The sequence below is a fragment of the Flavilitoribacter nigricans DSM 23189 = NBRC 102662 genome, from assembly GCF_002646595.1.
GTDB lineage: Bacteria > Bacteroidota > Bacteroidia > Chitinophagales > Saprospiraceae > Flavilitoribacter > Flavilitoribacter nigricans.
On sequence record NZ_PDUD01000018.1, the window covers coordinates 119,581 to 143,833 of the forward strand.

The window sequence follows — 24,253 nt, forward strand, 5'->3', positions numbered from 1 at the left end:
AGATCAAATACCGATTACGCCTCAGCATGAAACAATTTCTCTGGATAGCTGGATTTATTCTACTGGTTCTGGCGGGTGACCGCCTGGGCGGCTATTTGTTGAGGCAGGTGATCGAAGGAAGTGAGTTTCGGTACTCACGCCTTTATACGGGCAGGGCCGAAGCGGATCTACTGCTCCTCGGCAACTCGCGCGGCCTGGCGTTTTATCAGCCCTACATCGAAGAAAAGACGCAACTGGCTACCCTGAATTTAAGCTATAACGGACTTCCGATCAATCTGGCCGCCGGCCTTGTCCGTGATTATTACGATCATTACCCGGCACCGGAAAAGATCGTGATCGATGTGAGCCTGTGCGATCGATTTGACGATCAGCTCATTATGAATTTTAGTCCCTATCTGCCGTATTCCCAACGTATAGACAGTCTGATCAGATTGGCCGATCCCCAGATCAGGGGCGGTTTGGGCCTGAGTCATCTATTCCGTTACAATAGTGAGATCTTCCAGCGAGCGCTTTACTATCAAAACCGATCGGATGAAGGATGGGTGGTGGAACGGAACCTGAGTGAGAAAGAGTCCCGGTCAGTTGCTGAGGACTACGAGTTCATCATCTACTACCCCGAAGAAGCACCGGAAATACTGGCGGATCTGGTCCGGTATTGCCAGCAGCAGGGCAGTGAGGTACAATTGGTGCTGGGGCCCTATTTCCCCGCATTTTTGGCCAAAATGTCCAATCTGGAAACTTATATTAGTACCATCGAACAGGCTACCGGCTTACCCGTTCATAATTTCTCCAACACGGTCGATGATTTTCATCTATTTGCCGATTTTCAACACCTCAACAAGGCGGGAAGTAAGGTCTTCATCGACAGTCTGTTCCAAATGGGGGTATTATCGAGCCGCACGGAACAGGCACTGGAATAGAACACCCTACTTCCCGGTCAATTGCTGAATTTTTATTGCGTCCGGGTCGCCCAGATCTCGTACATCGGTTGTCCGGAACTGCTTTTGCCACTGTGGTGCCACTCTTCGTCCTGACGGCTGAAATCGAACGGTAATTCTGCACCTACCCGATTGTCGTCACGCGAGAAAAAACGGATCTTTTCCACGTAGGCGCCATCCTCGGCGGTATATTCTCCACCACCACTTCCGAAAAACTCGCCGCTTTCCGTATTGTAAGCGATCCACTGAAAGCGGGTACCGCTTAGCAGTTTCATGGTTTTTCGTGGCTGGTTGGTATCTCTTCGCTGTACTTCCCCGTCGCGTTCGCGGCCGGCAAACAGCCAAGCGCCGGTGAGAGGCGTTTTTTCTCCAACATCGATAGACTGCCAGGTACTGGTATTTCCGGCCAGGCTCAGCGCCAGTTCCTTGCCCTTGGGTTCGAGTTTCCATTCTTCCAGTTCCCCGACCTTGCCCTGATCGGCGGAGTGGAATTCGAGATAGCCCCGGAGGAACATTCCCGATTTGGTGTAGTAACCTCCTTTGGTCCAGATAAAGGCACCATTTTCCTGCTCGTGACGGGTGAGAGAATAATAGCCGTCCGCGATCAGCAGGATCTCCGTCAGGTCTTTCCCGCCCTCGCTAAATTGTCGGCTCCAGGCGCCCGTAGGCATGGGGTCATCCATATTGATGTTGACGGTCCCTTTAGTGGCGTTGCGGGCGCAGGATTCGCCAACCAGGAAAACCGTCAGCAAAAGAAATATTCGGATAGGGTAGGAGTAAAGCATAGTTTTTCTTTTTGTAGGTAATTGGATTAAATATGTTCGTAAGCTAATGAATAATTCAAATTGCCATGCAACTTAGTAGAAAGTATAGAGAAGAGGGTAGTGGGACTGCAAATCGTTAAAATGAGCGATTTAGCACTATTCTCCCAGTCTCAGTCTCTCCACTCTCTACCATCTTCTCTCTACAATTCAAGTATCGACTAGAATTAATTAAGATAAAATACGTTACCGGGAATTTCAGTCCGGATTGCAACTTTTTTTAGCAGCGGGAGTCTTTGTGAAAGTATAATGGATAAAAAATCAGACCACCCGACATGAATTCACACACCTTAAAACTCACACTACGCAATTTCCGTCGTCACAAAAGTTCATTCTTCATCAATTTAATCGGCCTCTCTACCGGATTGGCCTGTACTTTATTGATCGTACTTTGGGTGAACGACGAACTGAGTATGGATAAATTCCACGCTCAGGAGGATCGCCTCTACAACGTCATGGAACACCAGCAATATGCAGAAAGTGTTATGACGACCAACTCCACTCCCGGAATGCTGGCCGAAACCTTAAAGGAAGAAGTTCCGGAAATTGAATACGCGGCCACGATTACCTGGAATAATACCTATACGCTCTCAGTAGGAGAAACCAATATTCAGGCAAAAGGTTATCACGCCGGCAGCGATTTTTTCAAAATGTTCAGCTTTGAATTGTTACAGGGACAACCCGAATCGGTACTGCGCGACCTCAATGCCATCGTTCTTTCCCGGAGTACGGCCGAAAACCTGTTCGGATCGGCTACGGATGCAGTGGGGCAGTCACTGGAAATCAATCACGAAGAAGTCTACCAGGTATCCGGTATTTTCGAGGATACCCCCAACAATTCTTCGTATGATTTCGATCTGATCCTCAATTTCGAAAAGTTCAAGAATGAAGAGGGCAATTCCTGGCTCCGGAGTTGGGACAGCAATGGTCCCAGTACCAAAGTGATCCTGACGGAAGGTGCCGATGCAGCGGCAGTGGAAGCCAAGATCGCCGACTTCGTAAAACAGCGAAATGAAGACAGCAACGTCACTTTATTCCTGAAGCCCTTTTCCGAGAGTTATCTCTACGGACGTTACGAAAGCGGCAAACTGGTAGGTGGCCGGATCGACTACGTACGTTTATTCTCCATCATCGCGGCCTTTATTCTGATCATTGCCTGTATTAACTTTATGAACCTTTCGACGGCCCGGGCTTCTTTGCGGGCCAAGGAAGTTGGTGTGAAAAAAGCGGTAGGAGCGGGTAAGGCCTCCCTGATCTGGCAATACCTGACGGAATCCACTCTGATCGCTTTTGCGGCCTTTGTGGTCGCCATTCTGCTGGTATTCCTGGTGCTGCCGCAATTCAATCTGATCACCGATAAAGAGATCAGTCTGCGTTTTAGTCCGGAAATGGGCCTGGGTTTTCTGGGCATCATGTTCATTACCGGTCTGTTGGCCGGCAGCTATCCGGCGCTGTACCTTTCTTCTTTCAAACCGGTAGCCGTATTAAAAGGGGAGATCAAAACCTCCCTGGGCGAACTCTGGGCCCGTCGCGGACTGGTGATCTTTCAGTTTACCCTTTCCGTTATCCTCATCGTTGCGGTATCGGTCGTATACCAGCAGATCAAATATGTGCAAAGTAAAAACCTCGGATACGATAAAGACAACCTCATTTATTTCTCTATGAACGGACGGGTCGAGGAACAGGCCGAAGCCTTCCTGGCCGAAGCCGGGAATCTGCCGGGAGTGGCCAGCATTTCGAGCATCGGCCACGATCTGATCGGGCGGCAGAATAATACCAGCGGACTGGACTGGCCCGGTAAGGACCCCGAGACTCGGATCCTCTTTGAGAACGTGCGGGTGAATTACGATCTGCTGGAAACCATTGATGTGGAAATGCAAGACGGTCGTACTTTCTCCCGCGAATTCGGTGCGGATACGAGCAAGATCATCTTCAACGAAGCCGCGATAAAAGTGATGAACCTGGAAGACCCCATCGGCCAGAAGATCCGTTTGTGGGGCCGGTACGACCGGGAGATCATCGGCGTGGTAAAAGATTTTCATTTTCAATCCCTCCACGAGGAAGTTAAACCCCTGTTTTTTGTATTGGACGAGGAAAATACCTGGATGGTCATGGCCCGTCTGGAAGCCGGAAGAACCCAGGAAGCAATCGGAAATCTTCAGGAGTTCTACGAAGCCTACAATCCTGGTTTTGCCTTCAATTTTGAGTTTTCGGACGAGCAGTACGCACTGCAGTACGCGGCCGAACAAAGGGTCGCTTCCCTGTCCAAGTATTTTGCCGGTTTTGCGATCCTTATCTCCTGTCTGGGCCTGTTCGGGCTGGCGGCCTTTACGGCCGACCGCAAGAAGAAGGAGATCGGCATCCGCAAAGTATTGGGGGCGAGCGTAGCCAATATCGTCACGCTGCTCACCCGGGATTTTACCCGCTTGGTGCTGGTTGCCATTCTGATTGGCCTGCCGGTAGCATATTATATCACGGGGCAATGGCTCAATCGCTTTGCCTTCCGAATCGATCTTACCATCTGGTACTTCCTGCTGGCGGGTAGTTTGGTATTGTTCATTTCCTGGCTGACGGTAGGATCGCAGGCGTTCCGTTCGGCCCACGTCGACCCGAAAGAGTGTCTGCGCGACATATGATGGACGGGAAACTCCAGGCGGCAACAAAGCACAGGCTTTTTTGTTAGGCCTCTATGGAACGACAACTGGCTCAACCGTGGATGCAGACGACTTTGCGATTAGCGGCCGTCTACAATATCGCCTGGGGAACCTGGGCGGTACTTTTCCCGAATGATTTTTTCTATTTCACCGGAATGGAATTGCCCCGTCATCCGATGATCTGGCAGGGAATGGGCATGGTGATCGGAGTCTATGGTTTGGGATATTGGTGGGCCAGTGTGGCGCCGATCCGGCACTGGCCGATCGTAGCGGTGGGTTTTCTGGGAAAAATATTCGGTCCCATCGGCTTTCTCCTCAATTACTGGCAGGGCAAGGTGCCGGGGGCGTTCGGTTATACATTGATCACCAATGACCTCATCTGGTGGATTCCCTTCCTGCTGATCCTGCGGGCTGCACATCGAGCGGGCTGGCCCTTGGAGGGAGAGCAAGAAAGTGGCCATTAAAATAGGTTGAGCGGTGAGCAGGATAGTGCAGATATGCGCCTTGCTCACCGCTCATTTTTTATGACCTACCAAAGCTGGTGTACTTCCGCTTTGATCTTATGGTCGTAGATCTTTTTCACCGCGGCCATCTGCTCGTCGGTCAGCGGCGGCAGACCAATAGTAGCCAGATTATCGTCTACCTGCTCGGGGCGGGAAGCGCCGGGGATCACGCAACTGACTTCCGGGTGCATCAAAACCCATTTGATGGCGATCTGGGCGAGGTTTTGGTCCGGAAAGATATGTCGGATCTCTTCCACGGCTTCCAGTCCCAGGTCATAGTCTACTCCCGAAAAGGTTTCACCTTTATCAAAGGCTGCTCCGTCGCGGTTGAAGGTACGGTGATCGTCTTCCAGGAAAGTCGTATCCCGACTGAATTTTCCGCTCAGTAGGCCGCTGGCCAGTGGCACCCGGGCGATGATCCCGATATTTTTTTCTGCTGCCTGCTGGAAGAACAGCCCATCGGGACGCTGCCGGAACATATTGAAAATGATCTGTACCGTATCGACGTTGGAATATTCTATGGCCTTCAGGGCTTCTTCTACTTTTTCCACGCTGACGCCCAGCTTGGAGATCTTCCCTTCCTGGATCATTTTGTCAAATTCGGCAAATATCTCCGGCCGGTAATACACTTCCGTGGGTGGACAGTGCAACTGGATGAGATCGATCTGCTCCAGGCCCATATTTTTCAGACTGGCCTCTACGTAACCGCGTAAGGCTTCCGGGGTGTAATTCTCATTGATGTGCGGCGAGATCTTCCGGCCGCATTTGGAAGCTACATAGATCTTATCAGCGTGGGATCTTACGAGTTTACCTACTGCTTTTTCGCTTTCTCCATCACCGTAAACATCCGCGGTATCGATGAAGTTAACACCGTTGTCTACAGCGGTATTCAAAATGCTATCAGCTAGCTTATGGTCGAATTTAGCGCCCCATTTACCGCCTACCTGCCAGGTGCCAAGGCTGACTTCAGAGATGACGAAGCCGGTTCTGCCCAATGTTCTGTATTCCATATATTTAGTCTTTTGTAATTATATTTTACTCAGCTAAAATTTTCTTTCTATTGTATTTCCCAATATAAAAATGCAGGAATAAATAGAAATGGTTTTTATCGTGCAGGAAATGATTTAAGTATTCCTGACGAAACCAGGAAATCAATACATTTGCTATTGAACGCTTTATTTTGCTGTCAGGTTTTAGATCAGCGTCAACTTGACCAAAATACTTTAACCGGCGATCCGGTAGGGTAGGGATACCGGACCAAATCCCGGCAACCTTATATTAAAGTCATTTTTTGATGATAACTAGAACATGGCAAACAATCTAATTTATTTTTAGGGTGTAATTTTACTCAGTTAAAAAAATCTCATTAATAAAAAGAACTTAAAATAAACATGAAGTATATAGTTTGCGAACAACCCGGACAATTCCGCTTAGGGGAAAAGGAACCACCCGTAGCCAGGGAAGGGGAGGTGCTGGTGGATATCAAACGCATCGGCATCTGCGGGACGGACCTGCACGCTTTTAAAGGCAATCAGCCTTTTTTTACCTATCCGCGCATCTTAGGGCACGAATTATCAGGTGTGGTCAATACCGTTAATTCCATATCGGCAACCGTGAAGGAAGGGGATAGGGTAGTGGTGGTGCCTTACGTCAACTGTGGGGAGTGCCTTCCCTGTCGGAATAACAAGCCCAACTGTTGTGCCAAACTGAAAGTCCTCGGCGTACATACCGATGGAGGCATGCAGGAGCAGATCAGCGTACCGGCAGAGCTGTTGATCCCCGTGAATGACCTGAGCCTGGACGAAGCCGCCATCATCGAGCCCCTGGCTATCGGTGCCCACGCTCTGTTCCGTGCAAAAATATTGGACAAGGAGACGATCGTCGTGATCGGTTGCGGACCGATTGGATTGGGCATTATGAAACTGGCTCAGGTACTTGGCAACAAAGTCATCGCAATTGATGTCAATGCGGACCGTCTGGCCTACGCCCGGGAATCCATCGGCATCGAATACACGATCAATGCCCTGGAAGACCCACTGGAGCAGGTGAAAGATCTGACGAACGGCGATCTGGCCACTGCCGTATTTGACGCCACCGGTAACAAAACGGCCATGGAGAGTGGTGTCCAGTACCTGGCCCACGGCGGACAGTATATTCTGGTTGGTTTGTTCAAGGGGGACCTGCAGTTCAATCATCCCTTTATCCACGCCCGGGAAGCCTCCATCCTGTGCAGCCGTAATGCAACTTTCACGGATTTTCATCAGGTGATCGATGTGCTGTACGAAAAGAATTTTCCCGTGGATTCTTACATTACTCATCGTGCTCCTTTTGACCGGATGATCGATCATTTCAACGGATGGCTCGAGCCCGAAAACGGGGTGATTAAAGCAATGGTAACACTGGGGGATTAAGGAAGTACGCCAGCAGAAATATTCCAAATGCTAAATGTCTGACACACAATAATTAATGCTTTCGGCCGGGGTTCCGAAAGTTACTTTCTCCGCCAGGTGTTCATTTGCGGACGACATTGTCCGAATGCGCACAATTTTGAGAAATCCCGTTGGTTTTAAGGTGCTGTATTTCAGTGGATTATAGTCTGGCATGGAATTGGTGATGTAAAAAGTATTCGCTCATCATCACAAAACCATTTTATGTCCTACCTGAAATACATCAATCGACGCTTGAATTACCTCTTACTCTTTTTACCGGTTCTCGCTTTCACTTTCCTGAATGCCGGAACCTATGAAACGAATACGGATCCTGGTATCGCAACAACCATTACCCAGGCCAAGGAGGTCGACGGCAAGTGGAAATCCAGTTGGAACGGAGATCAGTGGTGCGTGGAATTCCGGGTAACACCAACCGGCAACAGCAACTGGCAGATGGATGAATGTTTCCAGGCCAGTGAATACGACCGGGTACCCACCGATGGCCACCAGGCCACGGTCCGTATCACCCGGGAAGCCGGCACCATGCAGCTTGACGGCACCTTCGGGGATCGGAAAGGCCACGGCAATTTCGTTTTCCTGCCGGATGAAGCCTTTGTAAAATTCCTTGAAAAAGAAACGACGGGATCGATCCGTGATAAACAGATGGTACTCCTGTTTATGGGCAATGTTGGCCGGGAATACATCAATTATCTGAGCCAAAACGGATACGATCAACCAAATATTGAAGATATTGTACGCTTGGGCATCCATAATCTGGATTATGCCTACCTGCAGGATTTCCTGCCCGCCGTAAAAGCCTATGGCATTGATCAGATCCCGCTGGATGGTCTGGTAAAAATGAAGATCCACCACGTGAGTAGTGATTACATCCGCAAACTGGCTGATCTCGGGATGAATGATCTGGATGTGGACGACCTGGTACGGGGAAAGATCCACAACATACAGCCGGACTACATCCAGGCCGTTTACGATTCCGGGCTGAAAGAGATCCGCTTTGAAGATCTGATCAAATTCGGTATTCATCACGTCGATCCCAATATGATCAAACGGATGGTACAGGCCGGCTTTACCGATATTTCCGCCGAACAAATGGTACGAGTAAGCATCCACCACGTAGATATGGACCTGGTAGAGGCCGTTCAGGAAGCTGGGCTGAGTAATATTTCGCTGGAAGACATCACCCGCATGTCCATTCACCATACCAGTCCGGAATTCCTGCGTTCCCTGAAAGCGTTAGGTTATAGTGATCTGACGGCCGATATGATCATCAAGGCCAGTATTCATAATGTAGATGTCAGCTTGATAAAAGGCCTGAATGAGCTGGGCTACAAGAGCGTGCCAATGGACGAGTTGGTAGCACTTTCCATTCACCACGTGACGCCTCAATTTATCCGTCGCGCGAACGAGAAAGGCTACGTGAATTTATCCCTGGATGAATACAAAAAGCTGAAGATCCACAATATCGTGAACTAACTGAGCGAGACGAGAGGACCAGGTGACGAGGAGACCAGGAGACAAGGAGAAGGGGTGACTTCTCCCAATCTCCTGGTCTCAAAGTCTCCCGGTCTCCAAATCACCGTCAAACCACTACCGGCAGCGGCATCTCCAGACCATACTTCCCAGCATAAGGTGCAATCGCCGGGAGTATACCGGAATATAATTCCACCCCACTACGCAACTGTTCAGCACGCAGTTGTAGTCCGCGTTGACCGGGCATCCGTACCGGTGGTGCACCCGGAGGAGCGGGAGTAGCCAGGGCATTATCCCGGAAAAAACTCATTTCCTGCTTAAAATAATCCAGGCCGCCGAATGCTGCCGGATTGATCACCTGCAAGAAAACAGAACCACCCCAGTTGTCCGGTTTACTGGACCGGCCGAAACCTCCCAGAGCATTGGTCAGTGCTTCGACCAGAATACCCAGTGCAAATCCTTTGTAACCGGTATCCTGGTTACCCAACGGCAGAATAGTGGCCGGCGGATCGACAAAAAAGGCTTCCGGGTCATCCGTTACGCCACCCTGCGCGTCCTGCAGCCAGGGATGCGGGAGTTTTGCCCCCGATTTTTGCTTCTGAATTATATAACCATTGGCCGTTGCGGACATGCTGATGTCGATCAGTATCGGATCACCGTCCGTGGGGAAACCGGCCGCGATGGGGTTCGGACTGTATCCCCCCTTTACGCCTCCGTAAGGCGCTACCGTCGCATTTCTCGGATCCGAACAGGACAACAGCAGAACCAAACCCTGGCTGGTAACCTTTTCCGGATAAGCCGCCAGACATCCGATGTGATGGGCTTTTTGAATGGTGGCGCTGACGACCGGGTGCTCAGCGGTACGGGCTACCGCCTGATCGATCGCTTTGTGGACCAGATAGGGACCGGGCAGATAGTTTCCGTCCCAGCTAAAGGAGGCTCCGTGGTCCTGAATGACGGTCGGTTCGCCGGACCTGGCCATGCCTCCGGATTCCAGTTCCTTCAAATAAACCGGTAACAATGCCAGGCCATGGGTGGTGTGCCCCATCAGATCGGATTCGATGAGCGTGTCGGCAACGGTGATCGCTCTGGATTCGGATAAGCCACAGGCTTTCAGCAGCCCTATACTCAATTCTTGCAGGTCTTTCTTATGGTATCTCAAAGTGACTATTGGTTAAAAAAGTGAAAGTCAATCGCGCTAAAATAGAAGATATCTTTATATTGCCAATGGTCATTCGGGGAATTCTCGTCCCGGATGAGATACCGGATTCTGTCTGGAATGCGTTAATTTCGGACATTGTTTTATTTCAAGTACAAAGACAGCATCCCAGCGATGCACCTTCACAAAATTTCATTCAATGAATTACCAACTGATTAAGAAAACAACACTGTTGCTGGCAGTTTGCCTGCTGGCCTTCTCCCAGGCCTACGCTCAGGACGTTCCCAAACCGCTCCCGATGAAACCGGGGATGACCGAATTCTGGGAACCGGAAATTGATGTAGTCACTCCGGGCGAACAAACGGATAATGCCTTTATTTCGGCTCCGTCCGACGCCATCGTACTTTTTGACGGCAAGAATCTGTCCGAGTGGGAGCACGCCGATGGATCGGATGCGAAGTGGACCGTGGCGGACGGCGCTTTTACGGTGAATAAAGGTACCGGTGACATCAAGACCAAGAAGGAATTTGAGGATTTCCAACTGCATCTGGAATTCCGCATTCCCGAGGATATCACGGGCAAAAGTCAGGCGAGAGGCAATAGCGGGATCTTCCTGCAGGAGCGCTACGAGGTACAGGTACTCGACAACTACAACAACCGTACCTACGCCAACGGCCAGGTGGGGAGTATCTACAAGCAATCCCGGCCGCTGAAAAACCCAATGCGGGCACCGGGTTCCTGGAATGTTTACGATATAATTTATGCTGCTCCCCGTTTTAAGGAAGACGGTTCGCTGTTTTCCCGGGCTACCGTCACAGTGATCCTCAACGGAGTAGTGGTGCAAAACCATACGACCATTCTGGGGAACACCATGTATATCGGCTTGCCTGATTACGAAGCCCACGGTCCGGCTTCCATTCGTCTGCAGGACCACGGAGATCCCAGTGAACCGATCAGTTTCCGGAATATTTGGATCCGGGAAATGTAAGAATAGACCCTGAGTCGGACCTTGGTCCGGGCTTCTTCGGTCTAACTTTTCAGGCCGGAAAGTCGGCGGCCAAGGTCCGGCGATTCTCATTTAGCAGCTTTGCCCAAGCCAGCAGCATGAAGCATAACATTCAGATCAACGAGCACTCCAAAACCCCGAAGTACATCCAGATCATCAACTCTATCCTCAGTGGGATCGAATCCGGTGTATTGGAAAAGAAAGAAAAACTTCCCTCGGTAAATCGCTTGTTGATCGATTTCGATATTTCCCGGGATACGGTCGTAAAAGCTTACGATCATCTGAAACAGATCGACATTATCGAATCGGTGCCGGGAAAAGGATATTACGTCAAGCGGACGGACATTCAGCGCAAGGCCAAGGTCTTTTTACTTTTCAACAAGCTCAGTGTACACAAAAAGATGATCTACGACGCTTTTGTGGAGGTGCTGGGTGAGGAAGTATCCATCGACTTTTTTATTTACAACAACAACTACCGCCTGTTCAAACAGTGGATCCTGGAAAACCTCGATAAGGATTACTCCCATTTTGTCATTATCGCCCACTTTCTGGATGGCGGTAAAGATGTGGTGGAAGTGATCAACCAGATCCCAAAACACAAGCTTATCCTGCTGGACAAAAAGGTACCCGGCATCGAGGGCGAGTACAGCGCGGTCTATCAGGATTTTGGTAATGATATCTACCAGGCACTCACGGAGGCCAAAGATAAACTGAGCCAGTACCGCAAGATCAAGATCATCTTTCCGGAAGACAGCTATCATCCGAAAGAGATCCTTTCCGGTTTTCGCCGATTCTGCGCGGAGTTCGCCTTTGATTACGAGATCGTACGCGACATTTCCTCCAGCCCGATCGAGCCGAAAGATGCCTTTATCAATCTGATGGAGGACGATCTGATCACCCTGATCAAACGGGTAAAATCCCTGGGATTAAAGACCGGTGAGGAGGTAGGGATCATTTCCTACAACGAAACGCCACTCAAAGAGATCCTGCTCGATGGGATCACGGTCATCTCTACGGATTTTAAAAAACTGGGAGAGACCGCGGCTCAACTGATCCTGGAAAAACAAAAGGCACATATCATCAATCCTTTCTATTTTGTCCCCCGCAACTCACTGTAATTGTTTCCGCTAGCACCTCTGGTAGAATAACTAAGCGCACACTTACCAGAAGTGTTCTTTTTCCACCTGTACCAGTTCGGGATATTGTTGCCCCCGGTCTTCATATTGTTCCTGCAGATCGAGTAGGAGTTGTTTCAGCTGCCGGACCTCTGCGCTGTACGCGGGATCGTCGTATACATTCCGCATTTCTGCCGGATCGGCCTCTAGGTCAAAAAACTCCCATTCCGGTGGCGTAGGATCAAATTCCGTCTGTCCCAGCGGTAAGCCGTAATAGAAGATCAATTTGCGGTCCTTAGTCCGTATCCCGTAGTGGGCGGCAACTTCCCGGTGCAATAGGTGCTGCCAGTAGTGATAATAGACGGCCGTCCGCCAGTCTTCCGGAGTCCGGCCTTTTAAATTGGCCAAAAAGCTTCGCCCCTGCATCTCTTCGGGGACGGACAATCCGGCCATATCCAGGAGTGTGGGAGCAAAGTCGGCGTTCATCACCAGGTCGGTATTGCTCGTACCGGCATTGATCCATTCCGGATAACGGATGATCAGGGGCATCCGCATCGCTTCATCGTACATAAAACGTTTGCTGAAATACCCGTGCTCCCCCAGGAAATGGCCCTGGTCGGCGGTATAGATGATGATGGTATTATCGTATAGCCCGGTTTCCTTCAGGTGCTGGATTACTTTACCGACATTATCATCCAATACCCGTCCGCACCGCAGAAAGGATTTGATGTATTGCTGGTAGATGTACCGGCGTTGCTCCAGGTCGGAGACTCCTTCCAGTCGCCGGTGCGGGAAGGTACTCTGGTTCATGCGCTCCAGTTTCAAACCGGTCCTTTTTGCGGCTTCCGAGCGATTAGCGTAATCATCGAGCAGATTAGCCGGTTCGGGCAGGTCCTCATTTTCCCAGAGGGTATCGTAGGGCGGCCGGGAAGCCCAGGGATCGTGGGTTGCTTTATAGTGGCAAAAAGCCAGGAAAGGTTTATCCGGATCGCGCTGCTCCAGAAAATCGATCGTCATCTGGCTGATCACATCCGTGGACCATCCCCGGTGGGTGATGAGACTGTCTGTGCCCTTTTCGTGAAATTGGGGATCCTGATAGCGGCCCTGTACCGGCAGAACCTTATAATCATCAAAACCGGTCGGTAGGGAGCGCAGGTGCCATTTGCCAAAAATAGCGGTCTGGTAACCACCAGCCTGCATCAAAGCCTGTACGGTGGTCTGGGAACCGTCAAAATCCTGCCCGAGGCAGCGCACGCCGTTTTTATGGCTGTATTTTCCGGTCAGGATGGTGGCCCGACTGGGCGAGCAGATGGCGTTGGTACAATAAGTATTCGTGAACAGCATACCTTCCTCGGCCAGTTGATCAATGTTTTCCGTTCGGGCGTAATCAGCAAAAATACCGCCGTAGGCACTGATCGCCTGGGTGGTATGATCATCGGCCATGATGAACAGAATATTGGGTCGCTGTTGTTCCGTTACCTTTTCGGAGGGAGATTGGCAACTGATGCTGGCCAGCAGACACAAAAGAAAAATGGTCCTTGAGCTATTCATACAAATTGGAGTTAGAACATTTTTAAAATTCGTTTTTGATGGCGAAAAAATGGTAAAGTGAGGTTCATTAGATGGTTATTTGACCGGGACGGGCCTGTACGGGCAGGCCAAAGGATGAATTTAACCATGTTTTTAGGTGCCGGCGACCATCCATTCTGTTCTGCGGATCATCCGGACGCCGAAAATTAAGCCGATCAGACCGATCGCCGTTGCTCCGGCCATTACGGCCGCCATGGATAGCGCTGATCCGCCGGCGAAGAGACTGACCAATGCGGAAGCCAAAGCTCCCATGCCCATTTGTACGCTGCCTAATGCAGCGGAAGCTACCCCTACGTTTTCCGTGAAGGGACTGAGGGCGAGGGCCAAAGCGTTCGGCCCCACCATGCCCAGACAAAGGGTATAAAACCCGATCAGCACGATCATGATCGGCAGGGTGATCGTTCCCTGATAGACCATGAACGCCAGAATGATCCCATTCAGTAACTGGAAAGCCACCATCGGGATTACAACCTTATGGCTCTGGCTGTATTTCAAAAAGATACGATTGATCTGACTGCCCAGAATGAAGCAGGCGGCATTGCCGCCAAATATCCAGCCAAAGGTTTTAACATCCAACCCGTACAAGTCTATATAAACGTAGGAAGAGCCTGATATATAAGCAAATAGCCCACCGGTATTCATGGCCCCGGCAATGACGAAAGGGATAAAAAGCGGGTTAGCCAGGGTTTTTCCATAGTTCCGCATTACCGCCGGGAGGCGAAGGGATACACTTTTATCCGGAGCCTTACTTTCCGGGAGCGACCAGATTACGGCGGCCAGCACGACGGCACCGATCGAAGCCAGTACCCAGAATACGGCCCGCCAGCCCCAGTCTTCTACCACAAAACCACCTACGGTCGGAGCAATGATCGGCGCTACGCCCATCACCAGAATCAATTTGGAAAATACTTTGGCCGTTTCTCCCGGAGGAAAGAGGTCCCTTACTACCGCCCGGTTGACCACCATCCCGCAACTTCCGGCGAAAGCCTGAAAAAAGCGAAAAATGATCAGTCCCTCAATACTATTGGTCCAGGAACAGGCCAGACTCATGATGATGTACAGACTGAGGAAGATCAGAAGCGGATTCCGGCGACCAAAGCGGTCGATGAGCGGGCCGTGGATTAATTGCCCGATACAGATCCCTGCAAAATAGCTACTGAGCGAATAGCCCACTTCGGGAACGAGTGTGTCGAGTCCTTCGGCGATGGCGGAGAATGCCGGTAGGTACATGTCCGTAGTGAACGGGCCGATCATACTGACACCCCCGAGGATAAAAATAATAGCGGTGGCGTTTCTACTTTTCAATGCGACAAATTTTGAATTCTAACAACGGCACGAGCAACAAACGAATGACTGTACCTGGATTGTAAGCGGCTGCTGAAGGATGTGGAGGTGCTTTTCTAAGCGATCCGAATTGTTCCGGTAATACATTTAGCGCTTAAAAACACCGACGTTCGGGGCTTTAAACAAATAGAAAGCATTTATCGCCTGAATTTGTTTCATGCGGTTGGGAAGAATGGCCATTTTTTTAGGAAGTAGGAAAGTCCGCGGGAGAAAGCCGGATAAAGAAGCACAGGAGAAAGACAGGAATAAGAAAGGGGTGCCGATATCAGCAATTGACTGTCGGCACCCCCTCCTCAGCGTATATCAATTATTTTTCCGCATGGAAATGAAGATCGGCAAAATCCATATACCGTTCCCAGTCATAGCGGGTTACATCGTGACGGCCGGATCGGATATGATAACCCAGCTGCCCGCTACTCACCGGCTCGTTGACTTTGGGGTGCTGGAGTCCGAGTCGGGTGCGGTAACCCAATAAACGATAAGCCGGCTGGGCGAAATAAAGCGAGAGATATTCGCCGTAGGGATCGGCCCAGTCATCCTGTTGGGCACTGGCCACGTACAGCGGTCGCGGAGCCACCAGAGACATCAGCATATGCTGGTCTACGGGCAGGGTCTCTTCTTTACCGTTGTATTGCCGGAACGAGCGTGCAAACCAATGGGGGAAATTACCATTGATATCTTTCAGGCGCTCTCCGGACTTCCGGCGCGAAATGGCGGCCCCGCCACAGCCCGAATCATTGGAGATCACCAGTGCAAAGCGTTCGTCCTGGGCACCGGCCCAAAGCGCTGCTTTACCGAGCCGGGAATGGCCCATCACGGCCACTTTATTCCGGTCAACGTCCTCATCCTGCATCAGGTAATCCATCGCCCGACTGAGTCCCCAGGCCCAGGCACCGATCGTACCCCAGGATTGGTTATCGCGTTCGCCGGAAAACAGCGCGTGCACGCCATTCGTGAAACCATCGTCAAAATCGGGGTCAATATCTCCGCTGTAGACGACCGCCAGGGCGTATCCGCGCTGAATGATGCGCTCGGCCGGCCAGCGGTAGGCCCGGACACCCCGGGAAACCTCGTCGGCCTGATGATCAAACACACAGAATTGAGAATTATTGGGCGTCCAGCTGGAACTAATAGGAATATCCGAATCGGCATGGACAGTATGATTACCGTAGAAATTCAATCCCAAAAAAGTAGGGTAGGGGCCCTTATCGGATTTGGGAACCAGCAGGTACAGGTTGAAATTGTGGCTTTTACCGTTTGCGCTGAGCATAACCGTTACCGATTTGCCGATCGCTTTTCCCTCCAGGGCATCTTCATCGATATTATCCACGGAGAACTTTACCTGATAGTCCTGTTTGGGCACTCTTCCGTACACATTGGCCTGGAAAGCATTAAGGATCTCGGGGCGTCTTTTGGCCGCCCAGTCCGTGCCGGTCGTGATATTGTAACCGCTGAAGGTGGTCATGATGTCCGGCAGGTTCATCTCGTCCGGTGGCGGCGTACGATCGGCCTCCCAGGCATTACCGGCAGTTGCATCGCGGCCGGTCATCGTGGTGGGCGTCTGTGCGGCAAGCTGTTGGAAGCCTACTAACGCAAACAGCAAGCATAGGAGAGATGTAATTCGCAAATTCATAATCAATGGTTTGGTTTTAAGCGAACGATCAATGTGATGAACTGATAAGCTATCCATTCTTCTGTTTGTACCATAAACGATCCGGCTTGGGCGATCACTTAAATTAGGTGCAGAAAAATTTTACTCAGTTAAACATTTCCTAATAGTATATAAATCAGAATAGTAACAACAGTCAATGCAATTCCCATAGGTTTTGCGTATTTCCACTGGGTCATTTCCACCACTCCGACATCCTGGATCGAAAATGTCTTTTTCGGAGGATAGGCGATAGACACGGCGTGCATGACGATAATGTTCAGAATAAATTCAATGCCCCAAACGTGTACGAAATGCAGATCGATGGCAAAAACCATATACACCAGGATGTAGAACAGCAGACCAAAGATCAACCCGGCCTTGGCTCCGATGGCCGAAACCCTCGGGAATAAAAATCCGGCGATAATCACCGTGGCCATGGGAATAAAGAAGATCCCGTTCAGCTGCTGCAGGAGCTGGTAAAGCCCATCGGGTGCATTGGCCACAAAGGGTGCGATCGCGATCGCACCGATCGCCAGTATAGCGGAAGTAAGTTTCCCAATATTAACCAGTCGGTTGTCCGTAGCTGCCCGGTTGATGTAACGCTTGTAGATACCCACACTGAACAGGGTAGCGGCGCTGTTGAGCGCACTATTGAACGTACTGAGAATGGCTCCCATGATCACCGCCACAAAAAAGCCGGTCATCCAGAGGGGCAGTACTTTTTTCAGCAATTCGGGATAAACAGTGTCCTGATCTCCGTAGAGTTGATCGCCAAAGTAATAGAATCCGATGATCCCCGGCAGTACGATGACGATGGGCATCAAGATCTTGAACAGTCCGGTAAACAGCAAGCCTTTTTGGGCTTCCTTGAGACTGACTGCCCCGAGGGCCCGCTGAATGATCGACTGGTGCATGGCCCAGAAATACAGCTGGTTGATCACCAATCCGGTAAACAGTACACTAAAAGGCAGTATGGCATCCCGCGAACCGGGCCCGACCGAAGTTTCCCGGCTGACCACATTAAACTTTTCCGGAGCGTGCTGGTATACTTTGGAAAGGCCATTCAGCAGATTGCCGTCCCCGATATCCCAGAGAGCGAGGATCGGGACGAGCAGGCCGGCGATCAGTAGCCCGAATCCGTTGATGGTATCCGTATGGGCAACCATCTTCAGCCCGCCAAAAATGGCGTAAACGGCACCGATACATCCGACAACGACAACGGTCAGCCAGAGGCCTTCGCCCTGCGAAATGCCCAACAGTTCCGATATGCCGAAAATGCTCTCAATATTGATGGCACCGGTATACAGTACGATGGGAAGGAGCGTAGAAATGATGGATACGATCAGCAGCAGATTTATCAGGGTACGGGTTAAACCGTCAAATCGCTTTTCGAGAAATTCCGGGATGGTCGTCAGACCCATTTTCAAATACCTCGGAATGAAGTACAGGGCTGCGATCACCAGAGCGATGGCGGAAGTAACTTCCCAGGCGATAATGATCGCTCCGTTTTTATAAGCGGAGCCGTTCATCCCGATCAGGTGCTCGGTGGAAATATTGGTGAGCAACATCGAGCCGGCGATCACTACTCCGGTAAGACTGCGTCCTCCCAGAAAATAGCCGTCTTTGGAGCGTAGATCATCTTTCCTGAGTTGCCGGCTCGCGTAATAGGCAACAAAGGCGGTAAATGCGATAAAAACTAGAAATTGAACCATAAGAGGATAATTATCCGAAAATTATTTGTAAAAAAGCGGATAAGCTCTGATTAAATTTCGAAACTTGCACTTCCTAAAAAAATAGAACCATGAGTAAGAATTCGCTTAAGGAAGAAGCGTTACATTATCACCAGAAAGAAAGACCCGGTAAGATCGAGGTGATCCCGACAAAAGAAACTGCCAATCAGCGCGACCTGTCGCTGGCATATTCTCCGGGTGTGGCCGAACCTTGTCTGGCGATTGAGCAGAATGTAAGTGATGCCTACAAGTATACGGCCAAGGGCAACCTGGTCGCAGTGATCAGCAACGGTACGGCGGTACTCGGATTGGGGGACATCGGTCCCGAAGCGAGCAAGCCGGTGATGGAAGGAAAAGGACTCCTATTCAAGATCTACGCGGATATCGATTGTTTTGACCTGGAACTGGATACCAAGGACGTCGATGAGTTCATCCGGACCGTAAAAGTACTGGAGCCGACCTTCGGTGGGGTCAACCTGGAAGATATCTCGGCCCCTGCCTGCTTCGAGATCGAAGAGCGCCTCAAAAAAGAGCTCAATATTCCGGTGATGCACGACGACCAGCACGGTACGGCCATCATCAGTGGCGCTGCCCTGCTCAATGCACTGGAACTGGTCGGAAAAGATATTTCCAAAGTAAAGATCGTCGTCAACGGTGCGGGCGCTTCGGCTATTTCCTGCACCCGTATTTACGTCTCTCTGGGTGCGAGTCCGGAGAATATTTTCATGTACGACAGTAAAGGTTTGATTCACCCGGATCGCACGAATCTGGACGGTAAAAAATCCGAATTCATCAACGGGCAAGTTCCGGCAGATACCTCCTTGGCCAAGATCCTGGAAGGCGCTGATGTATTTATCGGTTTGTCGCGGGGCAATGTCCTCGACCAGTCCATGGTAAAAGAAATGGCCGAGGATTGTATCATCTTCGCGATGGCGAATCCCACGCCGGAGATCAGTTACGAAGACGCCAAGGAAGCCCGTCCGGACTGTATCATGGCCACCGGCCGCTCCGATTATCCCAATCAGGTGAACAATGTATTGGGTTTTCCCTTCATCTTCCGCGGTGCCCTGGATGTGCAGGCCTCGGAGATCAACGAAGCGATGAAACTGGCCGCCGTACATGCGCTGGCCGATCTGGCTAAAAAGCCGGTGCCGGACATTGTAGATATGGCTTACGGCGATATCAATTTGAAGTTCGGCAAGGATTATATCATTCCCAAACCGGTAGATCCGCGCCTGATCACAACCGTGGCTCCCGCGGTGGCCAAAGCCGCCATGGATTCCGGCGTAGCCAAATTCGAGATCACCGACTGGGAATCTTACAAGGAAGAGCTTTCCAAGCGCCTGGGACAGGATAATACCATCTCCAAAGTCATTGAGAATAAAGCCAAGCAGGACATCAAACGGGTCGTGTTTGTAGACGCGGAGAATATTTCCGTACTCAAAGCGGCGCAGGTGGTCCTGGAAGACCGGATCGCCATCCCTATTCTGCTCGGCAACCGGAATAAGATCCAATCATTGATGGAAGAATTTCATATTTCCCTGCCCGGCGTACGCATCATCGATCCCCAAAAACCGGTAGATGATGCGGAAATACGTACCCACGAGCGGTACAGTGAGATCTTCCTGGAAAAGCGCAAACGTAAAGGAGTTACCTCCCTGGAAGCTGCCGATGTAATGCGCAGCCGGAGCTATTACGGCGCCATGATGGTGGAAGTCGGTGATGCGGACGCCATGATCGGAGGTCTGGCGAAGAAATATCCCTACACCATCCGGCCCGCTCTGCAGATCATCGGTCCGCGGGAAGGGGTAAAAAAAGTAGCGAGTGTTCACATCCTCATGACCCGTTTCGGTCCCTTATTCCTGGCGGATACGACCATCAACCACCACCTCACGGCGGAAGACGTAGCGGATATCACCGAACTGGTGGCCGAGGGCGTTCGCAAATTCAATATTCAGCCCAAGATTGCCCTGATCACCTATTCGAACTTTGGTTCGGTGCCCAATGGAGAATCGGCCGTATTGATGCGCCGGGCTACCAGCCTGCTGCACAAACGCCACGATGACTGGATCGTCGACGGGGAGATGCAGGTGCACATGGCCCTGAATCCGGACTTATTGCAACAGTTCTATCCGTTCTCCCGTCTGGCCGGACACCGGGCGAATACCCTGATCTTCCCGAATCTTTCTTCGGCGAATATCGCTTACAACCTGCTCAGCCACGCGGCTGACCTGGATATCATGGGCCCCGTTCTACTGGGACTGAAAAAACCGGTACACGTGCTGCAGTTGGGCGCTACGGTTCGCCAGATCGTTGACATGGTCGCGATGGCAGCGGTGGATGCTCAGGACGCTTAAATGCCGTTGATGATGCTGTGATCGCCAGGAAAGCGATCACAGCATCTCAAACCTTTCACGTGTAAGCATAGATCTGTATTTTCTCGTCTTGGTAGCAAACCATTTATATCAAGATGACAAGCAGACGAGACTTCATTAAGCAAAGTGCGCTTTATTCCTCAGCTTTCGCGCTTTTCCCTTTCGCCAGGCCCCTGGCGGGCGACAAAACTGACCACGACCTTTCCCTCCACGTTTTTTCTAAACATCTGCAATTCCTGAACTATACGGATATGGCGGAGGCCGCCGCGGAGATCGGTTTCGATGGTGTCGATCTGACCGTCCGTCGTAACGGTCACGTCTTACCCGAAAGGGTAGGGGACGACCTTCCCCGGGCGGTGGAAGCTATAAAATCCGCCGGACTACTCGCGGATATGATGGCCAGCGATGTGAATAATGCGCTCGATCCACTGCACCGTAGTGTGCTACGGGCCGCTGCCGCAACCGGTATCAAGTGGTACCGGCTGGGCTATGTAAGTTTCAATGACGATCCCATCCCCGAACGCCTGGCCGAACTCAATGAACAGATGAAACGCCTGGGCCGCTTTAATCGTATGCTGGGGCTGACCGGCGCTTACCAAAACCACGCGGGTATACGGGTGGGAGCAGCCATCTGGGATATCTGGCATCTCCTGGCCGATCTGGAACCGGATGTAATGGGTTGCCAATACGATATACGTCATGCCATTGTGGAAGGCGGTACTTCCTGGAAAAACGGCCTGAAACTGATCCGTCCGAAGATCAACTGCATCGTGCTGAAGGATTTTATCTGGAAAAAAGTCGATGGCAGCTGGAAGGTGGTCAATGTCCCTCTGGGCGAAGGTATGGTCGATTTTGCTGCTTATTTTAAAATGCTCAAGGCCTTCGAACTGAATGTACCGGTGTCTATTCATTTTGAATACGATCTGGGCGGGGCGGAACACGGAGACCGCAACATCAGTGCTACCCAGCAAAAAGCGGTTTTCGAAGCGATGAAGCGCGATGTCCAATTTGCGAGAACGACCTGGAAAAATGCGTAATGTGAAACAAGCCTGTTTTAAGCCCTTTCTTTTGCTGGTGGTGCTGACGGTAGGACTGGTATCCTGTCAACCGGATCAGGTCGAACCGGGCGCCATTCCCATGACCCTTTTCCGGCGGTCCGTTCTGGACCAAAAGATCCGGATGCTTAGCCTGCGTTTTGGCGATGATCGTTTTGCTGCCTATGATCTGGAAAACGACCGGCTGCACAAGGTGTGGCGCGGCGGCGTACTCTGGAACGGCGCAGCCTTCAATAATATGAAAACCGTACAACCGGAAAGTTACGGTACTGCCTACTGGGAAGACGACGGCCAGCGGGATGAATGGTGGATAGAAGTTAATCGCAAAAAGCAACCGGCAAAACTGAGCTTCCGGGCCTTTCTCGACCTGGAAGATGGTCCGACCCTGGAATACCAGCTGGCTGCCGGTAAAGACAATGTAGTGACGGTTCGGGAAGCTCCCCGTTTTCGGGAAGTGGAAGGCGTCACTACTTTTGAAAGACATTTTCAGATTACAGCAGCTCAACCCAGTCAGCAGGTTTACCGGAATGAAGCGTTGATCTCCCAAGATGAGCCTTTGATCGTCGTACAGGCGGAGAGCGATCTGCCACCGGCCCCGCCGCCGGCCAGAGCGGTGAGTACCAACAACAGTCAATACTGGCTGGAACGGAGTGGCTGTAATACCTGCCACCACGAAACGGAGAAAGAGATCGGACCGAGTTACGAAGCGATCGCGGCCAATTACGAAGCGACTAAGGAGAATATAGCCCTGCTGAGCGAAAAAGTCAGGAAGGGTGGTTCCGGCCAGTGGGGGAATGTAGCCATGATCCCGCACCCGAACCTCGGCGATAACGATCTTAACCGGATGGTCCAGTATATTTTATCGCTGCGGCCAAAAGTAGAAGGCAAAGCGGCGGCCAGACCGAAGGCCGTTTCGGAAACGATGAGCCCGGATCAACCTGGATTTGGAACTCCCGTTGCGGGAGTGCATCCGGGCCTGGAGCTGATCAATTTCCGACCGGCGGATTTCCGGCCCCGCGTCGGCGGTATGGCTTTTCTACCGGATGGCCAGCTACTGGTCAGTACCTGGGATTCTACCGGAGCGGTTTACGCCCTCTCGGGACTGGAAACCGGAGACAGCAGTCAGATCGATATCCGGATGGCCGCCAGCGGGCTATCGGAACCACTGGGACTTACTACGGTCGGCAAAGATATTTTCGTACTCCAAAAACACGAACTCACCCAATTGATCGATCTGGATGGGGACGGCATCACCGACGAATACCGGCAGATCAATGATCAATTCGAAGCCACGCCCGATTTCCACGAATATTCTTACGGACTGGAATACCGGGACGGTAATTTCTACGGCGGATTGGGACTGGCGATGCGACTGATGTCCCACGAGCTGCAGCTTTCCGATCGTGGTACTATTTTCAAAATGAGTATGGACGGTTCGTTCGAAAAGATCGCTACCGGTTTGCGGCAGCCCAATGGCCTCGTGTTTAGTCCGGACGGCGAACTGTTCGTGGCCGAGAATCAGGGGCAGTGGGTACCGGCCTGTAAGATCATCCATATTCAGGAAGGCCATTTTTACGGTTGTGAATTCGGTGCGGGAGATCGATTTACCGGACTGGATGCAACTCCACCGGCAGTGTGGTTGCCACAGGATGAGATCGGGAATTCGCCCAGTCAGCCCTTGTTCATCAGCGAGGGGCCTTACCGCGGACAGATGATCCACGGTGAAGTGACCCACGGCGGTGTGAAGCGCGTTTTTCTGGAACAAGTCAACGGTGTATACCAGGGAGCGGTATTTCGTTTCACGCAGGGTTTGGAAGCGGGCATCAACCGCATGGCCTGGGGGCCGGATGGCGCATTGTACGTCGGCGGTGTGGGCATGAACGGCAACTGGGCCCATATGGGCCACCAGTTCGGATTGCAAAAACTCGTTTTTAAAGACGAATTACCTTTTGAAATATTGGCCATCCGCAACCGGGGTGATGGTTTTGAAATTGAATTCACCGAGGCGGTAGCTCCGGAGATCGCTAATCCAGCTAAGCTCATTCAGTTGCAGCAGTGGTATTACGAGGCAACGGATGCCTACGGAGGTCCTAAACTGGACCTGCACGATTTAAATATCAGCTCCGCTGAATTCTCGGATGATCGGACCCGTTTAACGCTACGAATACCGGGCCTGAAAACAGGCTATGTCGTCTATTTTGGGTTGGATCCCCAATGGACGAGTGGATCGGGCAAAAAATTATGGAGTGGAGATGCCTGGTATACGCTTAATGAAAAAATGCGTTGACCGCGATTTTTAAGAACCAATGATCCGGCTTGTCGATATGTCAATCCGGGAGAAATAAGAAAATCTATGAATTCAAATCGTCGCTCCTTTCTCCAAACCGCGGCC

General features: G+C 51.1%; 17 protein-coding genes. 10 read left to right on the forward strand and 7 right to left on the reverse strand.

The features are described 5' to 3' along the window. Positions 1 to 26 precede the first annotated feature (26 nt). Positions 27 to 920 carry a hypothetical protein gene (locus CRP01_RS11630; RefSeq protein ID WP_099150216.1) on the forward strand — a complete coding sequence of 298 codons (894 nt, stop codon included), beginning with the start codon at positions 27 to 29 and terminating at the stop codon, positions 918 to 920. A gap of 32 nt (positions 921 to 952) precedes the next feature. On the opposite strand, the gene CRP01_RS11635 is transcribed toward CRP01_RS11630, so the two are convergent. Further along, complete coding sequence (locus tag CRP01_RS11635) at positions 953 to 1,723, reverse strand: membrane or secreted protein (RefSeq protein ID WP_099150217.1); 771 nt, start codon at positions 1,721 to 1,723, stop codon at positions 953 to 955. A 311-nt stretch (positions 1,724 to 2,034) separates the two neighbouring features. On the opposite strand from CRP01_RS11635, the gene CRP01_RS11640 reads away from it, so the two are divergent. Both CRP01_RS11640 and CRP01_RS11645 read left to right on the forward strand, forming a co-directional pair. After that, positions 2,035 to 4,395 carry an ABC transporter permease gene (locus CRP01_RS11640; protein ID WP_099150218.1) on the forward strand — a complete coding sequence of 787 codons (2,361 nt, stop codon included), beginning with the start codon at positions 2,035 to 2,037 and terminating at the stop codon, positions 4,393 to 4,395. An 80-nt stretch (positions 4,396 to 4,475) separates the two neighbouring features. Continuing rightward, positions 4,476 to 4,877, forward strand: coding sequence for an alkyl hydroperoxide reductase (locus CRP01_RS11645; protein WP_099150463.1), 402 nt, complete (start codon positions 4,476 to 4,478; stop codon positions 4,875 to 4,877). 65 nt (positions 4,878 to 4,942) lie between these two features. On the opposite strand, the gene CRP01_RS11650 is transcribed toward CRP01_RS11645, so the two are convergent. Continuing rightward, positions 4,943 to 5,926: an aldo/keto reductase gene (locus tag CRP01_RS11650; protein WP_099150219.1), complete on the reverse strand. Its 984-nt coding sequence runs from the start codon at positions 5,924 to 5,926 to the stop codon at positions 4,943 to 4,945. 381 nt (positions 5,927 to 6,307) lie between these two features. Here CRP01_RS11650 and CRP01_RS11655 point away from each other — a divergent pair, with 381 nt between their 5' ends. Then, the gene (locus tag CRP01_RS11655; protein ID WP_099150220.1) at positions 6,308 to 7,327 is read left to right on the forward strand and encodes a zinc-binding alcohol dehydrogenase family protein; all 1,020 of its coding nucleotides are present in this window, start codon (positions 6,308 to 6,310) and stop codon (positions 7,325 to 7,327) included. 240 nt (positions 7,328 to 7,567) lie between these two features. After that, entirely contained in the window at positions 7,568 to 8,839 is a 1,272-nt protein-coding gene (locus CRP01_RS11660; RefSeq protein ID WP_099150221.1) for a hypothetical protein, read from the forward strand. A 106-nt stretch (positions 8,840 to 8,945) separates the two neighbouring features. Here CRP01_RS11660 and CRP01_RS11665 read toward each other — a convergent pair whose 3' ends face one another. Continuing rightward, positions 8,946 to 9,998: an Ldh family oxidoreductase gene (locus tag CRP01_RS11665; RefSeq protein WP_170110333.1), complete on the reverse strand. Its 1,053-nt coding sequence runs from the start codon at positions 9,996 to 9,998 to the stop codon at positions 8,946 to 8,948. 196 nt (positions 9,999 to 10,194) lie between these two features. Here CRP01_RS11665 and CRP01_RS11675 point away from each other — a divergent pair, with 196 nt between their 5' ends. Together CRP01_RS11675 and CRP01_RS11680 are read left to right on the forward strand one after the other, a co-directional pair. Continuing rightward, positions 10,195 to 10,983 carry a 3-keto-disaccharide hydrolase gene (locus CRP01_RS11675; RefSeq protein ID WP_099150224.1) on the forward strand — a complete coding sequence of 263 codons (789 nt, stop codon included), beginning with the start codon at positions 10,195 to 10,197 and terminating at the stop codon, positions 10,981 to 10,983. 116 nt (positions 10,984 to 11,099) lie between these two features. Next, complete coding sequence (locus CRP01_RS11680; protein ID WP_099150464.1) at positions 11,100 to 12,119, forward strand: GntR family transcriptional regulator; 1,020 nt, start codon at positions 11,100 to 11,102, stop codon at positions 12,117 to 12,119. 42 nt (positions 12,120 to 12,161) lie between these two features. On the opposite strand, the gene CRP01_RS11685 is transcribed toward CRP01_RS11680, so the two are convergent. The 4 genes from CRP01_RS11685 to CRP01_RS11700 form a co-directional block, all read right to left on the reverse strand. Continuing rightward, positions 12,162 to 13,667 (reverse strand): sulfatase family protein, encoded by a 1,506-nt coding sequence (locus CRP01_RS11685; protein ID WP_099150225.1) that lies wholly within the window; start codon positions 13,665 to 13,667, stop codon positions 12,162 to 12,164. Between the two features lie 132 nt (positions 13,668 to 13,799). Beyond that, positions 13,800 to 15,011: a multidrug effflux MFS transporter gene (locus CRP01_RS11690; RefSeq protein WP_222845712.1), complete on the reverse strand. Its 1,212-nt coding sequence runs from the start codon at positions 15,009 to 15,011 to the stop codon at positions 13,800 to 13,802. Positions 15,012 to 15,357: 346 nt separating this feature from the next. Next, positions 15,358 to 16,683 (reverse strand): glucuronyl esterase domain-containing protein, encoded by a 1,326-nt coding sequence (locus tag CRP01_RS11695; protein ID WP_222845713.1) that lies wholly within the window; start codon positions 16,681 to 16,683, stop codon positions 15,358 to 15,360. Between the two features lie 128 nt (positions 16,684 to 16,811). After that, the gene (locus CRP01_RS11700; protein ID WP_099150227.1) at positions 16,812 to 18,413 is read right to left on the reverse strand and encodes a solute:sodium symporter family transporter; all 1,602 of its coding nucleotides are present in this window, start codon (positions 18,411 to 18,413) and stop codon (positions 16,812 to 16,814) included. 89 nt (positions 18,414 to 18,502) lie between these two features. Here CRP01_RS11700 and CRP01_RS11705 point away from each other — a divergent pair, with 89 nt between their 5' ends. The 3 genes from CRP01_RS11705 (at position 18,503) to CRP01_RS11715 (ending at position 24,148) form a co-directional block, all read left to right on the forward strand. After that, positions 18,503 to 20,788 carry an NADP-dependent malic enzyme gene (locus CRP01_RS11705; protein WP_099150228.1) on the forward strand — a complete coding sequence of 762 codons (2,286 nt, stop codon included), beginning with the start codon at positions 18,503 to 18,505 and terminating at the stop codon, positions 20,786 to 20,788. Between the two features lie 113 nt (positions 20,789 to 20,901). Beyond that, the gene (locus CRP01_RS11710; RefSeq protein WP_099150229.1) at positions 20,902 to 21,843 is read left to right on the forward strand and encodes a sugar phosphate isomerase/epimerase family protein; all 942 of its coding nucleotides are present in this window, start codon (positions 20,902 to 20,904) and stop codon (positions 21,841 to 21,843) included. Between the two features lies 1 nt (position 21,844). Continuing rightward, positions 21,845 to 24,148: a c-type cytochrome gene (locus CRP01_RS11715; RefSeq protein ID WP_143473357.1), complete on the forward strand. Its 2,304-nt coding sequence runs from the start codon at positions 21,845 to 21,847 to the stop codon at positions 24,146 to 24,148. The last annotated feature ends 105 nt before the right edge of the window (positions 24,149 to 24,253 follow it).

Coding starts and splice junctions, on each gene's coding strand:
- CRP01_RS11630 (WP_099150216.1), top strand. CDS start 27: ATGAAACAATTTCTCTGGATAGCTGGATTTATTCTACTGGTTCTGGCG.
- CRP01_RS11635 (WP_099150217.1), bottom strand. CDS start 1,723: ATGCTTTACTCCTACCCTATCCGAATATTTCTTTTGCTGACGGTTTTC.
- CRP01_RS11640 (WP_099150218.1), top strand. CDS start 2,035: ATGAATTCACACACCTTAAAACTCACACTACGCAATTTCCGTCGTCAC.
- CRP01_RS11645 (WP_099150463.1), top strand. CDS start 4,476: ATGCAGACGACTTTGCGATTAGCGGCCGTCTACAATATCGCCTGGGGA.
- CRP01_RS11650 (WP_099150219.1), bottom strand. CDS start 5,926: ATGGAATACAGAACATTGGGCAGAACCGGCTTCGTCATCTCTGAAGTC.
- CRP01_RS11655 (WP_099150220.1), top strand. CDS start 6,308: ATGAAGTATATAGTTTGCGAACAACCCGGACAATTCCGCTTAGGGGAA.
- CRP01_RS11660 (WP_099150221.1), top strand. CDS start 7,568: ATGTCCTACCTGAAATACATCAATCGACGCTTGAATTACCTCTTACTC.
- CRP01_RS11675 (WP_099150224.1), top strand. CDS start 10,195: ATGAATTACCAACTGATTAAGAAAACAACACTGTTGCTGGCAGTTTGC.
- CRP01_RS11680 (WP_099150464.1), top strand. CDS start 11,100: ATGAAGCATAACATTCAGATCAACGAGCACTCCAAAACCCCGAAGTAC.
- CRP01_RS11685 (WP_099150225.1), bottom strand. CDS start 13,667: ATGAATAGCTCAAGGACCATTTTTCTTTTGTGTCTGCTGGCCAGCATC.
- CRP01_RS11695 (WP_222845713.1), bottom strand. CDS start 16,683: ATGAATTTGCGAATTACATCTCTCCTATGCTTGCTGTTTGCGTTAGTA.
- CRP01_RS11700 (WP_099150227.1), bottom strand. CDS start 18,413: ATGGTTCAATTTCTAGTTTTTATCGCATTTACCGCCTTTGTTGCCTAT.
- CRP01_RS11705 (WP_099150228.1), top strand. CDS start 18,503: ATGAGTAAGAATTCGCTTAAGGAAGAAGCGTTACATTATCACCAGAAA.
- CRP01_RS11710 (WP_099150229.1), top strand. CDS start 20,902: ATGACAAGCAGACGAGACTTCATTAAGCAAAGTGCGCTTTATTCCTCA.